At 61.1% G+C, this 14814-nt stretch carries 19 protein-coding genes; 3 read left to right on the top strand and 16 right to left on the bottom strand.

The annotated features are described in order from the left end of the window. Positions 1-107: 107 nt before the first annotated feature. Positions 108-614, top strand: coding sequence for a hypothetical protein (locus AC07RV_RS44815; protein WP_492716455.1), 507 nt, complete (start codon positions 108-110; stop codon positions 612-614). A 226-nt stretch (positions 615-840) separates the two neighbouring features. Here AC07RV_RS44815 and AC07RV_RS44810 read toward each other — a convergent pair whose 3' ends face one another. The 3 genes from AC07RV_RS44810 to AC07RV_RS44800 form a co-directional block, all read right to left on the bottom strand. Next, positions 841-1986 (bottom strand): J domain-containing protein, encoded by a 1146-nt coding sequence (locus AC07RV_RS44810; protein ID WP_492716457.1) that lies wholly within the window; start codon positions 1984-1986, stop codon positions 841-843. 69 nt (positions 1987-2055) lie between these two features. Beyond that, a complete protein-coding gene (locus AC07RV_RS44805) occupies positions 2056-2268 on the bottom strand; it encodes a hypothetical protein (RefSeq protein ID WP_492716459.1) in 213 nt (70 codons plus the stop codon). A 47-nt stretch (positions 2269-2315) separates the two neighbouring features. Next, the gene (locus tag AC07RV_RS44800; RefSeq protein ID WP_492716461.1) at positions 2316-2528 is read right to left on the bottom strand and encodes a hypothetical protein; all 213 of its coding nucleotides are present in this window, start codon (positions 2526-2528) and stop codon (positions 2316-2318) included. On the opposite strand from AC07RV_RS44800, the gene AC07RV_RS44795 reads away from it, so the two are divergent. Both AC07RV_RS44795 and AC07RV_RS44790 read left to right on the top strand, forming a co-directional pair. After that, positions 2500-2775: a hypothetical protein gene (locus AC07RV_RS44795; RefSeq protein WP_492716463.1), complete on the top strand. Its 276-nt coding sequence runs from the start codon at positions 2500-2502 to the stop codon at positions 2773-2775. The genes AC07RV_RS44800 and AC07RV_RS44795 overlap by 29 nt on opposite strands. Positions 2776-2933: 158 nt before the next feature. Beyond that, positions 2934-3206 carry a helix-turn-helix domain-containing protein gene (locus AC07RV_RS44790; RefSeq protein ID WP_492716465.1) on the top strand — a complete coding sequence of 91 codons (273 nt, stop codon included), beginning with the start codon at positions 2934-2936 and terminating at the stop codon, positions 3204-3206. A gap of 110 nt (positions 3207-3316) precedes the next feature. On the opposite strand, the gene AC07RV_RS44785 is transcribed toward AC07RV_RS44790, so the two are convergent. The 13 genes from AC07RV_RS44785 to AC07RV_RS44725 all read right to left on the bottom strand — a co-directional run bounded on the left by AC07RV_RS44785 (position 3317) and on the right by AC07RV_RS44725 (position 14319). Continuing rightward, positions 3317-3535 (bottom strand): hypothetical protein, encoded by a 219-nt coding sequence (locus tag AC07RV_RS44785; protein WP_492716467.1) that lies wholly within the window; start codon positions 3533-3535, stop codon positions 3317-3319. Next, positions 3532-4317, bottom strand: coding sequence for a DUF7227 family protein (locus AC07RV_RS44780; RefSeq protein ID WP_492716469.1), 786 nt, complete (start codon positions 4315-4317; stop codon positions 3532-3534). The genes AC07RV_RS44785 and AC07RV_RS44780 overlap by 4 nt, the downstream gene beginning before the upstream one ends. A gap of 119 nt (positions 4318-4436) precedes the next feature. Continuing rightward, complete coding sequence (locus AC07RV_RS44775) at positions 4437-4697, bottom strand: hypothetical protein (protein WP_492716471.1); 261 nt, start codon at positions 4695-4697, stop codon at positions 4437-4439. Then, positions 4678-4980 carry a hypothetical protein gene (locus AC07RV_RS44770; protein ID WP_492716473.1) on the bottom strand — a complete coding sequence of 101 codons (303 nt, stop codon included), beginning with the start codon at positions 4978-4980 and terminating at the stop codon, positions 4678-4680. The genes AC07RV_RS44775 and AC07RV_RS44770 overlap by 20 nt, the downstream gene beginning before the upstream one ends. After that, a complete protein-coding gene (locus AC07RV_RS44765; protein WP_492716475.1) occupies positions 4977-5324 on the bottom strand; it encodes a hypothetical protein in 348 nt (115 codons plus the stop codon). The genes AC07RV_RS44770 and AC07RV_RS44765 overlap by 4 nt, the downstream gene beginning before the upstream one ends. After that, positions 5321-5845 (bottom strand): hypothetical protein, encoded by a 525-nt coding sequence (locus AC07RV_RS44760; protein WP_492716477.1) that lies wholly within the window; start codon positions 5843-5845, stop codon positions 5321-5323. Before AC07RV_RS44760 ends, AC07RV_RS44765 begins: the two co-directional genes overlap by 4 nt. Positions 5846-6063: 218 nt before the next feature. Further along, positions 6064-6465, bottom strand: coding sequence for a hypothetical protein (locus AC07RV_RS44755; protein WP_492716479.1), 402 nt, complete (start codon positions 6463-6465; stop codon positions 6064-6066). Positions 6466-6890: 425 nt separating this feature from the next. Then, entirely contained in the window at positions 6891-7598 is a 708-nt protein-coding gene (locus tag AC07RV_RS44750) for a YqaJ viral recombinase family nuclease (RefSeq protein WP_492716481.1), read from the bottom strand. A 151-nt stretch (positions 7599-7749) separates the two neighbouring features. Beyond that, positions 7750-8781: a DUF932 domain-containing protein gene (locus AC07RV_RS44745; RefSeq protein WP_492716483.1), complete on the bottom strand. Its 1032-nt coding sequence runs from the start codon at positions 8779-8781 to the stop codon at positions 7750-7752. A gap of 167 nt (positions 8782-8948) precedes the next feature. Continuing rightward, positions 8949-9107 (bottom strand): hypothetical protein, encoded by a 159-nt coding sequence (locus AC07RV_RS44740; RefSeq protein WP_492716485.1) that lies wholly within the window; start codon positions 9105-9107, stop codon positions 8949-8951. Positions 9108-10273: 1166 nt separating this feature from the next. Next, complete coding sequence (gene glmM, locus AC07RV_RS44735) at positions 10274-11638, bottom strand: phosphoglucosamine mutase (RefSeq protein ID WP_492716487.1); 1365 nt, start codon at positions 11636-11638, stop codon at positions 10274-10276. Positions 11639-12076: 438 nt separating this feature from the next. Then, positions 12077-13498, bottom strand: coding sequence for a bifunctional UDP-N-acetylglucosamine diphosphorylase/glucosamine-1-phosphate N-acetyltransferase GlmU (gene glmU, locus AC07RV_RS44730; RefSeq protein WP_492716489.1), 1422 nt, complete (start codon positions 13496-13498; stop codon positions 12077-12079). A 215-nt stretch (positions 13499-13713) separates the two neighbouring features. Next, positions 13714-14319, bottom strand: a complete 606-nt coding sequence (locus AC07RV_RS44725) for a Crp/Fnr family transcriptional regulator (protein WP_492716491.1) — start codon at positions 14317-14319, stop codon at positions 13714-13716. Positions 14320-14814: the final 495 nt, after the last annotated feature.

Genomic DNA, 14814 nt, shown 5'->3' with positions numbered 1-14814 from the left:
CTGAACGCGCAACTCAACACGCGTGACGACCGGTCACGATAGAGCGGAATCGTCGGTCACGTTCGCTGGAATACGCATTCATCCATCAATCTATCGCCAATCACATCTTGCCATTTGACCAATACTTACTCACGATTATGGAATCCTTTGAAAAGGAAATAGCGCAACTGTGCGCCTGTTGTGGCAACAACGTCGGGCAGATGCACGTAAATTTGACGTACACGGAACAGCGCATTTCTCGGATGCCTGATGATTTGGAAGACTTGGTAGAGGTGTTGAGCGGGGTAGTTCTGAAGTCGTATTGCATGAACTGTCAGGCAGACGCTGCGATTGAAGAACTCTCGGCACTTGGCATTAATCTTCGCGCGGTTTCCGGACAGCAGACCAATGCGCAGTCTTCTGTATGCTGCATTTGTGGAAAAGCGCATATCGATTTGCAGCACTGGCATGGTGCGTACACGATCACCGTCGATGAATTCGATGGCGAATCGTGCAACGTGCTGCAGACGCCTGTAGCCTTGGTTGCATGCGTGAATGTCGGGGCAGCACAGGGGAGCTGCTGCGCCGCCCCCCAGGGTGCGCACGAACATTGGAAGGCGGACCAACGGGCATAGCACAGTGAGGGAATTTTCGCCGCTCGGCAGGAAGGTTATTCTTCACAGCTGTGGAAATCTTTGTGGATAACCCTGGGACAGCTCTTCACGTCGTCAGCGCTCGTGCGGCTCGCCACTGAAGTGCCATCATTCTGGGCAGACGCCCCTTGACCGTAGGGGCAAGTGTTTACAGCGGGGCGCTACCTTCCCGGATACGCCGCCCGAGGGCTGTGCAACCGGCGGCAGGTCAGGGATGGAAGAACTGCCTGGCCTTGACATGGCGCTCCAGTTCACGGGCGATATCCTGCAGGGTTTCTAACAACTCACGAAGCTCCTTCACGAGTTTCGGGTCTTCGCTACTTCCTCGTGTGAGCCTGATTGCTGGTGGGATGCCGGTATCGGCGAAAGTCATGACGGCTTTGCTCAGCGCTGTGATCTCGCCGAGGACCGAGAAAGCTCTCTCAGCTCTTCGGGCGTCACTTAGACACTGCTCGAGGTAACCAAAGTACTCGGCCGCACCCACCCGATCGATGAATTCCTCCTCCAGATGGTGTTCGAGTTTTTGGATTTTCTCGCACAGATCCAGGAACTCGCGTCGGGCCATGCCGTACATGTCGCGGTACTTCTGTGGCACCGCGCCCGAACTACCTGTCTCCTGGCGCTCGGGACGGCTTCTTTCAGGAGCGGGAGACCTCGGTTTGCCATCGAGCTTCAAGAAGGCCTGAAGACCCTCCACAAGCCGCGCGACCTCGAGCGCATTCACTGCCAAGCAATCGATCAGCTTGTAGCCATTGATGTAGATCGCCGTCTTCTGCGAGGTGATCGAGCGGATGTTCGGCCACTCCCACACGGCGAGCCCATCGCCGAGGTCCTTGAGGCGTATTTGCTGCTCGGTGAGCATGACCCCGTCTTTCGCGCCCCCGAAGATCGTCGAATCCATCAGGGCCACAACATCCTCGGCCCGCACGGCCCGGCCTTGACGGCCGTAACTCAGCAACGCATTGCTGAGCTTCTTCGGGGGGATGTCAGGGGCAAAGTAGGTGCGTGCAAAAGCATCGAACGGAGCAAAGCGTTGGTGCAGGAACTGGGCGAGAGATAAGGTGGACGTATCTTGCCTATCTGACACCTTGGATGTCCCACTCGCCTGCTGCGCGTCGTCGGACCTGTCGGTGCCGCTCCCTGCGTCATATCGCGCACGCTGCTGCTCATCCCCTAGCGACGCGTACGCCGCATTCACTTCCTGCATCCGATCCGTGGCCCAGCGCACCGTCTGAGCATCGCTGTCCGCATAGCGGTCGGGGTGGTACTGGCTGCGCCGGCCCCTGTAGGCCAGTTCGATTTCGGCGATGCCGGCGCTTCTGCGCACGCCGAGGACTTCATAGGGATCCTTCATGGTCGATTCCTGAGTTCGAGAGTCTTCTGGGATTGCTTCGAGAGGCGCCAGATGGCCCGCTCCTTTGCGTCATTCCCTCAGGCATACCTGCGTCGCCTGGACCAGTTCCAGCTGGACCTCGTCGCTGGGGGCAAGTTGTTGGCTCGCCTCCATCGCGCGAAGCTGAGATTCCACCTTGCTGAAGATGCACTTGCACAGCGACTTCGACACGCCGCTTTGAACGCACCCCTCCATGAAGTCCGCCCTCACCGCATCACGGCCGCACCCGCCCAGCAAGGCCATGCACGCGAGTAGCGAAGAAGCCGCCCCAAGGCGCCAGCGCAACACACTCATGACGCCAGTACCAACGCGACGAAGCCGAAGATGATCACCGCACCGATGATCTTTCCGAGGCCAGGAAACAGCATGACGGGCCAGACCAGCCCCGTGCCGAGGTTGTAGGCGAAGCTCTTGTACGAGTTGTCTCCGAAAAGCCAGCCATACAGGGCGAAGAGCAGCCCCAGGACCAGATAGATGATGACGATGGTTGATTTTTTAGACATAGATTTTCTTGATGAAGTGACGCCGGATGTGCGCCGGAATGAAGTCGACGCCAAGGGCCTCCAACGCATCACTCTTGCGCAAGTGCGCCACCAGCGCGAAGAAGGCATCCCGCGCGTTGGTGGTGAGCAGCAGCTCATAGATGCGCTGGACTTCTTTGAACGTGAGCCTCCGCACGCACGGTGCAAGGACGTCGCGCAATACAGCGTCACGCTAAAGGCGGTATCAGTTGAGGAAAACGAGAGTTAGGGCTAGGTCGCTCCTTGGTATGAAACAGACTCCGAGGGAAGACACCCTTTCTGGGGCGCAAAGCCTCAGTAGATTTTTGAATCTATCTGGACGTAGTTTGCCAGATATAGATTCATCGTCTATGGATTTATCGGCCTATAATTTTCAGACTCGGGCCGATGCCCAAGACGCCCGCCAAACCAGCAAGCAAGGAGGAAGTCCAGCAACGGTTTGGCATGGCAGTCCGTACATTCAGAGATGCGTGCCAGTTGACACAAGAGCAACTTGCAGACTTCAGCGACATGCATGTGACCTACATCAGCCAGATCGAGCGCGGGCTAAAGAACGTTTCGCTGTTCAACATCCACCGCATCGCTGGTGCACTCGGCGTGGCACCCGGGGAGCTACTTAATGCTCCGGTTGTGACGCACCCAAGAAGGCGACACGACTAACTCAATCTTGCACCAGACCACAGGCTTGGCCGGCGCCGGGCAACTCTCGGTCGTAATAAAGCCTCAACGGGCAAACAAATACGAAAGTCGAGCTGCCAGCAGAGCCTGCCTCATGCCAAGCGCTCCCGCTTCGTTTCCAGGTCGTAGAGTTTGTGCAGACCGGCAATATGAGCCTCCTCCTCTGCCGCGCGGGCCGCACGCTCCAGCCGATAGGGGTCGGACTGCTTGTGTTGCAGCATGGCGCGGTCCATGCGCTGCAAGAAGGCTTCGTCGAACCCGGACGGAGCGCCTTGCCCCTCAGGGGTCGCAATCTCCTGCGCAGCCATCATGGGGTCACCTGCCCGGCAAAGATCACCTCGACGCGTTTCGCCCCGCTACCGTGCGCAGGAAATCCCACGATGCACGCGCGATCGCGCTGCTGACAGATGCCGCAGTTCAGGCAGTCGCTGTTGCCGATGGAAGCCGGGCACACGACGACATGGCGCCCGGCCGGCGAACGCATGGGCCTTGTCGCATCCGCAGGGAGTACCACCACCACGGGCGCGATGCCCAGTTCGGCGAACGCGTCCGCCTGCTCCAGCGTCTCGGCGCTGAGGTTGACTGTGAAGCCCATCCGGTTGGCGGTGGCAATGGCGCCCCGATTGACACCCGCCGGGCGGTAATGGGTGTACGTAAAGCCGCGGCGTCCCTTGTTGATCCATGCCAACCGTATCAACAGGCGTGCATCGATGACGCCGGGCGACGAGGGAGTGAGGTCCCCCGCCTGGTTGTGGCGCCACAGGGCGTTGCGCCGCAGCGTGCCGAGCTCCTCGAGCAAGGTGTCGAAGGTTCCGCCGCGAACACCGCTGTCGACGCGGGCCCAGTGGACTGCGAGCGGGCCGCTTTCGGCGTAGCAGCCATTGCGTTTGAAGCTGCAGTCCGGGGGACACGAGTTCGCGCTCGTCGTCGTCACTGGGATGGGGCCTGTCTTGCGGTTGCGGCTCACGCGCGCCAGGTGGTAGGTGAAGACCTCCTGCTCGGGATACGTTGAGTGAATGAAATCCGGGCGCTGTTGAAGCACCCGGCCTGAATTTGGGCGAGCGGGTGCCCGCGCCCTGATCGAGATGGACACGTTGGAAATCCTGTATGTGTGGGGAGCGCAGCCGGCGGTGGCTGCAGCAGGGGGTGCCCGGCCTCGGGCCGGGCCGGAGGGACGCAGCACGCCGGCTGCTGCGGGCTGGGCGCGATGCCTCAGCGTTTGGAGGTCGACGGCGGCACCGATGGCCTTGCCGCGTCGGCGCCGAAGCGCTTAGCGAACTTGTCGCGCGCCTCCATGGCCCAGCCATGCCAGGCATGACCACTGACCAGCGGGGTGTCCAGCGTTTGTGGGTCCATCGCAGCCACGCGCCTGGCGTACTGCTCCAGTGCCTGCATGACGAACGCCTGGATGAGCGCGCCGTGGGCGCTGTACTCCATCAACTCGGTGACGAATTCAACGTTGGTCGGCGGCATGCGCGCTCCCGTCATCGAACCGCTGGCCCCGACCGTCGCTGACCTCACATGTCGATTGGATGATCTCGAAGCCGGCCCCGGCCACAAGGCCGGGGTCGAGCAGCATGATCAGGTCATCGGACATGCCGCAGCGCAGGGACGCCCAGGTCTCGTCGCTCAGACCGTCCTCACGCGCGCGCTCGTTAGCCGCGCGAGCCAGCGCCTCTTGATCAAACACCGCGAGTTCGACGCTCAACACCATCACCGTGCGAGGCCGGCAGGGAACGGCGGGAACGGCACTCATGCGCCCTCCCCGCTTTTTCGGTGTTGGATCGCAGTACCTTGAATCGGGGCCTGAGAGATCAATATCTCCGCACCGAACGCCAGCGCGGCGTTGTCGGGGCTGGGCGGTCCGTTCTGACGCACCCACCAGTCCGGCGGACTGTAGGGCACCGTCATGACCCCCAGATAGCCGTTCTGCGTGGCGTAGCCGACCACTTTGGCGCGACCGATGCCGTTGACGCGAATGATCACGTCTTCGCCGATCGCGGGGACATCGAAGTCGCCCGACCACTTGAACATGTCCTGCGCAAAGGGGTCGCGCGTGTACGGCGGCACGCTCGCGTGCCGCAAGAATCTGCTTTTCATGGATGTTTCTCTTGAGGAGGCAACATGGTTGCGTTGCCCAGTTGTCGGGACTTCATGCGAAAGACCTGTCCATCGCGCTCGCGCTGCACGCCCCAACCCCGTCGCCCGAGGTCGTGCTGCAGCACGTAGCTCTGCCCGCCGTAGGCGACGCGAGCGCCTGGGCGCATCGCCAGGCGCCGAGCCGCGCGATTGGCATGGAAGGCGCGCACCTGCTCGCGCCAGGGGCCGGCGTGCGGGCCGACGGGCGTGTCGGCCTGCGCCAGGAAAGACAGCGGGCAGTCGTAGTAGAGAGGCCCGACGGTCTCGTCCAGGCATTTCACGATCGCCTGGCCCCCGCGGCACTCGATGAGGGTCAGGCCGATCCACTTGCGACCAGCGAGCGTGCCCCTATGGGCCTGAGCCAGGAACCACAGTCGGCTGCCGATGACTCGATGAGCGAGGACCGTGGAAGAAGCGCCAACGCTGGCCAACTCATCGCGGATCGCCTGCGCCTTGGTGGCGCGGTACACGATGGAGCCCATGTCAGGCGCTTGGGGTAGACGGCTGCGGCGGCGATGTATCCGCGGCTTGGAGGCACATCGCGGCGAGCGTCGCCGAGGTGGCGCCAGACCTCGGCGGGCAGTGAGAAATGGGGTTGATGACGTAGTGCATTAAATGGACAGACGTAAAAAAGCCCGCATGAAGCGGGCTGAGGAAGAGATATGAGGGAGGGGGGTGCGCTGTGGGCGACTCGGTCGGCTCAAGGCCAGGCAAAAATCTCGAACTCCAGGACGGCTGGCAACACGAGGTTTTCGCGGGCGAGTTCGAGCGCTTCGCAGCGATGGACCTGCGCGAGCAGCAGCAGTCGGTGCAGGACATGCCATCCCTGCGCCTTGGTCGCTTCGATGTTGTCGCGCGTCACATCCACGCGCCAGTTGTAGTCCTCGAGCTCAAGAGCCTGCAGACCAGCAGCAGGAGGAAAGGCGCCAAAGGCTTCAGCCTCGCCCGTGCCACCCTGGGCGTGCATCTGCTGAACGATCTCCCAGGGAAGATGGCGTGCGCTGACGCGCAGCGCGCGGGCGATATAGCGAGATAGCGTCGCAGACGACCAAACGTAGGTTTCGTCGACCGCTGGAACATAAAGAGGTGGATCGTTGTTCACTTTGATCTGCGTTGAGTAGAGGGAAAAATCAGGCGGGCGGGGACAAGCCGTGCCGCCCCGGTCGAAAGGTGAGGGTTCAGTGACCTCGCGTGGTAAAAGCAAGACAAAAAAGCAAGACACTCGTCCAAAGATTCGCGCGAAACGGCACAACCGGCGGCACAATCGGTCTATGAGAATGGAGCAGGAGCTGCCCGACGAGGCGTTGCACACGATGGCCATGGAGTGGCGCAGGAAAGCGCTCGAGGGAGACCTTCACGCTCGTGGTTTCGCTCACGAGCTGGAGGCCGAATTGCGCCGACGTGGGGGTGCGCCGTTCACAAACTACGATGCGCTGGATTTGCGTCCGCTCGCTGCGCGGACGGCTCGGCGCCGGTGGTGGGCGTTCTGGCGAAGACCCCGTTGACCGGGGAGCCAGCCCGATCGCACTACGGCAACAGGACTTCTTCATCGTCCGCAGGCCGGGCCCGGTCGAGCTCCACCCCGCGCCAGAACGCGCGCTCCTGTTCGATGAGTCTTGCGATCTCTCGCTCGTCGCGCTCGATGCGGTAGACCTGCAGATCCTGCCCGCACAGCAACACGACCACATCGGCAGCGCGCTGACCTGTCACTGCCAGCAGGTGCATCACACGAACCCGCATGTATTGCGGGACACCGTCAGCCCAAAGTGACGCGACCTCCCTGCCCACGCACAGGCATTCGAGGAGCTGAACATCGAGATCGGACACGATCTCGCGCGTCACGGTTGCGAGCATCCACGGAAGCTCGGCGTGCTGCACTGGGGCATCGACGCGCCTTACCGCGCGTCCCGTGCGGTTGATGTAATGCGCAGCCACCAACGGCTCGAGCAGGCGGCCCCAGTATGAAAGGCTGCCATCCTGGAGCTGCGTCGGGTGCAGCATCTCTTGACGTCCGGTCTTCTCCATCCACAGGCGGACCTGGGACTTGAAGGGATCGCAGCCGACGGCAGCGGCGGCATCGCGGTTGCAGATACCAACTTCTGGCTTCAGAGAAGCGACCAAGCCAAAGTCGGCGATGGCAGGATTGGCCGTCCGTCGCATCGGGCGTGAATCCGGCACGACGCTTTGTGACTTCGCAAGAGTTACGGTTCGCAGGCGTTCTGCGCGGGTCAACATCATGTTTTCCTCGGGATGAAATGCCCCATAGCCAGAAGCCCCGCCCTCCTGGAGGAGGCACGGGGCTTCGGGCGATGGCGCGGGGGTGAAAAGCGTGTGAGGGTGATAGTGAGTAAATGGGTGAGAAGAACCAAGGGGCCGTCGATTCGCCTCACGATGTGAGCTCAAGAGCAAGATCCAGCGCACGCTGTTTCAGCGCCGCACCCTGACCGAACCAAGCGCTATCGAGGCGGTTATCCCGGCTGCGCGCACGCCGCTCGTGGTCAACGCACTCGGTCACAGCGTTCAGTAGGCCCCAGGCGGTTCCCTTGGCGGCCGCAAGTTCGGCACCGCGGCCTTGGCCTTCGTATAACGCCTGAAGTCGTTTGGCCGCCCGGTCACGAGGGACAGCCATCTGTTTGCGATCGATCTCCTGGTGCGCGGCAGCTTTGCTTGTCGGTTCGCTGGGCTTTCCGTTCAGCACTTGGACAAAATAGTCCATGGACTCGCGGGTCTTGACCTTGCGCTCGGATAGGGCCTTCATGCGATACATGAAGCTGTCCCAGTGCGATACCGCGATGCCCAGCTGCCGCTTGATCGCATCGGCGTCGAAGGCTGTGCTGTGCGGCACACGGATGGCGTTGCTGCTCGCGCCGTTGATCGCCATCGTGAGGGTGTTGTGGCACACGACACGCACGGTGGTCGGCGTCGCGGTGGTGGCCAAGGTACCGTCGCAGGAGGTGGCCAGCAGCAGATATCCCTCCACCGCATCGGAGCCCTGGAGGACGATGCGCTGGCCGGTGCGCGCAAGCGCCCAGAACTTGCGGCCTGCCTTGAGGATGCCAGCGGTCTCCATCTCGTAGCCGCCGATCTCGGTAAGGTCCCGGTAGAACTCCAGAACCTCCCGCGGCTGCACAACTTGGTAGCGATGGCCCACCACAGACAGCGCTGCACCCGTGTCGCTGCGGTAAAGCACCTTGTGCTGATCGAAGACCTCTAGGCCATGGGTAGGCAGCGCCCGATTTCCGGTCTCTGCGGCTCGCTCGGCTTCACGTGAGAAACGTACTGGCGTCTCCTGGATCGACCACTCCATGCCGGCGCTACGCGCCCAGACCTCCAAGGGCTGCTGCCGCGCAATTGCGTGACCAAGATCGTGCCAAGGGGTTTGACCAACATAGGCCATTTGCTCGAGAAGATGTGCCATCAAAAATCCTTAAAGGGATAAATAAGCTGTAGGGAAGAGGAAAAAGGACAGGGAAAAAAGCCTGTCGGGCCTGAAACGAAAAAACCCGCACGAGGCGGGTTCAGGTGAAGGTGCAGCCGTCGCGTCAGCGCGAGGGCTGAGAGTACGGATCCAAGGCGGATGACAGGTCAGACATGAAAAATGTGGCAACAAGCAATGCATTGGTAGTTGTTCAGCGCGGTGAGATCGAGGGCCTCGCCCAGAGCAGCGCCTGCAGCGAGTCCGCCGAGCGCGCCGCCAACCACAGCACCGATCCAGCCACCGACGGGAACTGCGAGCAGCCCCATTGCGGCGCCCGCCTGCGCGCCTCTCAGAGCCCACGCCGCGGTACAAGCGCCAGCAAAGGCCCCAGTAGCGCTGCCTAAGCGGCGAGCGATATCGCGAGTTTTAACGTTTGGAGAATTGCATTGAGGGCAAATTGGCATAAACGAGTGTTAAAGAGGATATAACGACGAGAAAAGCGCGGTGGAACTGCCTGGAGCGGTCCCACGAGCCTGAAATCTCGCATCATTTGAGCTTTTCTTGCTAGAAAGGCATCATCCATGCGCGAAAGCAGCCTTGCGTTTTTTGCTCAATCGTGTGATATAGGGTTCAATTTTTCTAGATTCCTCCCCCCTCTTCCGCGCCAGACCCCACTTCACATCCGCAGTCGAGGCGCATTCGATGCGTTGCCATCTCGAATCATGCAATCTAGTCGCACTTAAAAAGATCGCTATTCGAGTGTTCGACGCCTATCAGAGTAGAAAAACTAATCCGCTGGTGGCTCCCTAGCCGTCATCGCTTAAACCGAAAGTCGAGAAGTGATTCAGATGCCGAAGCACGACATTTATTCACGAACTCAAGCGAAAGGCGATTACGCTGCTTGCTGGACCCGGGCTCAGCATGGCGCAAACGACGTAAAGCGAGCGACATTACATCTTTGCTGCTCAGGCGGCGCCGGGGCACGAACGGAGATCCATCCTCTAACAAGAAGGGGCTTATCGTCAGTGACGTTTTCGTCACGGATGCATCCGGGCCAAGATGGAGCATCCATTTTGCGTAATCAAGCAGCAGTTAGATTTCACCCAGGTGAGAGGTACTGCGGGCGGACGAAGAACCCGTCGCAGATCGTCACATTGTTCGCTTTGTCGAATCTGAGAATGGTGCGGCAACGGTGGATGGGAATCGTGAGATGAGTGCGTCTGCGAAGCCCGAATCAGCCCGCCAGACCTGCGCGGCGGCTACGCCGTGCAGCATATTTATGCCGACCGCATTCCGGCGCTCTTAGAGCGTAAACGATCAACAGACTCAGCTTGCACCAAGCTCGTTTGAGAAAATGCGTGCTAAACTTTGGGTTAGAAACATCGACTGAAGCGATGCGGAGAATTGAAGCTGTAGCGCAATCGTGTATTGCATCGCTGAGGGCCTCCCTTACCCATGATCTAATTTTTTGCACAGCCCGAGTCGCGCAGGCCTACGTTAATTCAGGCTGGGCGAGAATAGCCCGTGCAACGGGAATCAAATCGACAAGGCGCCTCGCGCATATATCCGCCAATTCGGGTTCTATCGCCTCAACCATCACGCGCAGCAGCGGCTCGGTGCCGCTGGCTCGGATCAGCACGCGGCCCGAGTCGCCGAGCTCGGCCTCGATGCGCCTGGTTTCGCTGGCCAGCGCCTCGTTGTCCTTCCAGTTCTGGCCCGGCGCCAGGCGCACGTTGATCAGCGTCTGCGGGAACAGCGTCACGCCCTCGAGCAGCTGCGCCACGCTCTTGCCGCTGCGCACGCAGGCCTGCAGCACCTGCAGCGCGCTCACGATGCCGTCGCCGGTGGTGTGGCAGTCGAGCGCCAGCAGGTGGCCCGAGCCCTCGCCGCCCAGCAGCCAGCCGTGCTTCTCGAGTTCCTCGAGCACATAGCGATCGCCGACTTTGGCGCGCACGAACTCGATGCCCTGCCCGCGCAGCGCCACCTCGACCGCCTTGTTGGTCATCAGCGTGCCGACCACGCCGGCCGGCTTGCTGCCGCGCGCGATGCGTTCGGCCACCATCAGGTAGAGCAGTTCGTCGCCGTTGAAGAGGCGGCCGCTGGCATCCACCAGCTGCAGCCGGTCGGCATCGCCGTCGAGCGCGATGCCGTAGTCGGCCTTCTGGGCCGTCACGGCGGCGATCAGGGCCTCGGGATGCGTGGCGCCGAAGCCGTCGTTGATGTTGAGGCCGTCGGGCGTGCAGCCGATGCTCTGCACCTCGGCGCCCAGTTCGTGGAACACGTCGGGAGCCACCTGATAGGCCGCGCCGTGGGCCGCGTCGACCACCAGCTTCAGGCCGCGCAGGGTGAGGTCGTTGGAGAAGGTGCTCTTGCAGAACTCGATGTAGCGGCCGGCCGCATCGTTGAGGCGGCGCGCCTTGCCCAGGCTGGCCGACTCGACCCAGACCGGGTCTTCCTCGAGCGCGGCTTCCACCGCGAGTTCCCATTCGTCGCTGAGCTTGGTGCCCTGCGCGCTGAAGAACTTGATGCCGTTGTCCGGATAGGCGTTGTGGCTCGCGCTGATCACCACGCCGAGGCTGGCGCGCTGCGCGCGCGTGAGGTAGGCCACGCCCGGGGTCGGCAGCGGGCCGAGCAGCACCACGTCGACGCCGGCCGAGTTGAAGCCCGATTCGAGCGCCGACTCGAGCATGTAGCCCGAGATGCGCGTGTCCTTGCCGATCAGCACGGTGGGCCGGGCCTCGGTCTTCTTGAGCACGCGGCCCACCGCGTGCGCGAGGCGCAGCACGAAGTCGGCGGTGATCGGCGAACGGCCGACGGTGCCACGGATGCCGTCGGTGCCGAAATATTTTCGACGCATATTTATGATTCCTTCGCAGCTAATATGAAGCTTTTGAGTGAGTCTTATTTTTTCGTATGGGCGCAGAAGGTTTTAGTTGACCCAGCGGACGACTATTCCAGAGCCCTCGCATGAGACAACACGAGCTAGAAAGACGGGTGCATATAGAACTTCTTCGAGAGCTATCCGGTTCCATGTCGAAACGCTGAAGACGAACGTGCGTGCCTGCGAGCGTCTCCCGTCCATGCGTCCAATTGGGAGTGCCAGTAGCCTGCTGTGCCCGTTGCCCAGACTTCGCCAACTCCGAAGGTGCGCGCCGACTTGGGCTTTGCCGCCGAAGGGGTCTTGGGCGTGCGAAACAAACTCTATCTCCACGGATGCCCCAACGATGATCGCGCTAGCGCATAGTTAGTCGTACGCACCTTCAAAGCGATTCAGCAGCGGAACACTCGAGCCATATCAGACTTGTTTATGAGGTCGCTTCCAATCTGAGACGCTGACCTGTTTTTCGCGCGCCACGGTCAGCGCGCCCGCCGGCGTGGTCTTGGTAATCGTGGAGCCGCCGCCGATGGTGCCGCCTGCGCCGATGGTGACCGGCGCCACCAGCACGCAGTTGCTGCCGATGTGCACGTCGTCCTCGAGCACGGTGCGGTGCTTGTTGGCGCCGTCGTAATTGGCCGTGATGCTGCCCGCGCCGTAGTTGACGCGCGCGCCCACGGTGGCGTCGCCCAGGTAGGCCAGGTGGTTGGCCTTGGCGCCGGCGGCCAGGGTGGAGTTCTTGACCTCGACGAAATTGCCGATGTGCACCTCGGTGCCGAGCTGGGCGCCGGGGCGCAGCCGCGCGAAGGGGCCGATTAGCGCGCGCTCGCCGACCGTCACGCCGGCCTTCTCGCCGTCGATGTGGGTGAAGGGATGGATCACGGCGCCGGCCTCGATGCGGGCATTGGCGATCACGCAGTTGGCGCCGATGCGCACGCCCTCGCCGAGCGAGACCTGGCCCTCGAACACGCAGTTGACGTCGATCTCGACGTCGCCGCCGCATTCGAGCGTGCCGCGCAGGTCGAAGCGCGCCGGGTCGGCCAGCCGCACGCCCTGGGTCATCAGGGCCTCGGCCTGGCGGCGCTGGAAGGCGCGCTCGAGTTCGGCCAGCTGCACCGGGCTGTTGATGCCGGCCACCTGCAGCCCGTCGGTCGTGATGTGGGCCACCACCGGCACGCCGTCGGCCGCGGCGTGCTTGACGATGTCGGTCAGGTAGTACTCGGCCTGGGCATTGCGGTTGTCCAGCCGCTCGAGCCAGCCCTTGAGCAGCTTCGCGGGCGCGGCCATCACGCCGCTGTTGATCTCGCGCACCGCGCGCTGCGCCTCGCTGGCGTCCTTGTGCTCGACGATGGCGGTCACCTCGCCGCCCGCGGCGTTGCGGATGATCCGGCCGTAGCCGGTGGGGTCGTCCAGCTCGATGGTCAAGAGCGCCAGCCGCTCGCCGCCGCTGGCGGCAATCAGGGTGCGCAAGGTGTCCTCGGCGATCAGCGGCACGTCGCCCGAGAGGATCACCACCGTGCCGTCGTCGGGCAAGAGCGGCGTGGCCTGCTGCACCGCGTGGCCGGTGCCCAGCTGCGGCTCCTGGCGCGCGAAGCGCAGCGAGGCGGCCTCGGGCGAGGCGGCCATGGCGGCCTCGACCTGCTCGGCGCCGTGGCCCGTGACGATCACCACGTGCCGGGCGCCGATGCGCGCGGCGGTGCCGGTCACGTGCGACAACAGTGCGCGGCCGGCCAAACGATGCAACACTTTGGGCAGTCTGCTCTTCATGCGCGTGCCCTTGCCGGCCGCCATGATCACGACGTCGACCGGTCCCTGGTTGCCCTGCTTCGGAATCTGATTCATGCCTTTTTCTACCCGGATGCGTTGTTTCAAGCTGGCGCGGATTATGGAAGGCGGCCTCCCTCATTCGGCCACAGTGTGATCCCAAGTGTGATGTTTATGAACACTATCAACAGCTCCGGATCAATGCGCAAGCGATTCATGACCGTCCAACAGCCCGCAAAAGCTTCCCAGCAAATCCGACGGCTTTCACGGAGAGGATAAAGGCGAAAAGTTTCTCAAGCGTGCTTGGTGAGCGGCGCAGCGCAATAGCGCGCGGCATTCAAGATTTTGACGCTTAACGCGTCCCGCCGCAGAACGCCTTCTGCCTCGAACCGTCGCATTTCCTTGTTTACCACTCCGCGAGATAGACCTAAATATGAAGCGATCACCCGCTGTGTAATTCTCTTGTCGTAACCTCCCTCGCTTGTCGGCGCATAGCTGAGCAACTGACAAAGCCCGTACCAAACGCGCTGACTTGAAGTTAGCGACGAAACTTGGCGGAAATGCGCCCGCACTAAATTCGTACGCTTGATGGCGTCTGTCAAAAAAAAGATAGCGGATTTCGGGCTTTTCTGTAAAAGCTTATGCACCGCAGAAATAGGGATGAGATAAACCGATGATGGCAATGTCGCGACCACTGAATGCGAAGGGCAATAAGCACCCACATTCAGAATTGACTCAGAATAGAAACCTCCCGAACCTATGAAATCCGTAGTGATTTCGCCCCCATCGCTTCCTTCCGCCACAACATGTAAAAGCCCATGGTTAACAAAAGGAACCACATCGGTCGAGCCCCCAATCTTTAGCACTTTTTCGTTTCGCCTGTATGACCGAAGTTGCATATCTTGGATCCAAGCGAGCCGATCCTTTGGAGCGAGGTTAGCAAGAATAGGATGTAAATACATTCTTGCATGCTACAAGCTCGGCTCCCCGCCCACATACCCATTTTGGGGGATTGAAGTCCACCGACCACTTACAATAGATCCCTGAAATTTAGGCGGAATATTCTTTGGAAGTTTATAAAAATCGCTTCGTCTCATAAAGCGCATTTGTAGTTTGCTAATTGCAAAATCTTATATTGCCGACCCTACTTTAAAATGTAATCAGCTCTCCTTCCAGAAATCAACATTCAGCCTGAACATATTTACCCAAAGAGATTCAATGCTCAATGAAAGTAGAAAAATAAAGCGTTCTCGCACTACCGACTCGACCTTTCCGTTAACCCTGGGATACCGTGCGTATATTAAATTTCAAATCGAATTCCAACAACCGTGCAGCAGTACAGTTGCGTTAAGCAGAATATATGAAATAAGCGCGGAGAGGTTTTTAGTGGCGAC

Source organism: Variovorax sp. GW821-FHT09B01, from assembly GCF_059418345.1.
Note: the sequence above shows the minus strand (reverse complement) of the source record. Positions and strands in the feature narration are given on the sequence as shown.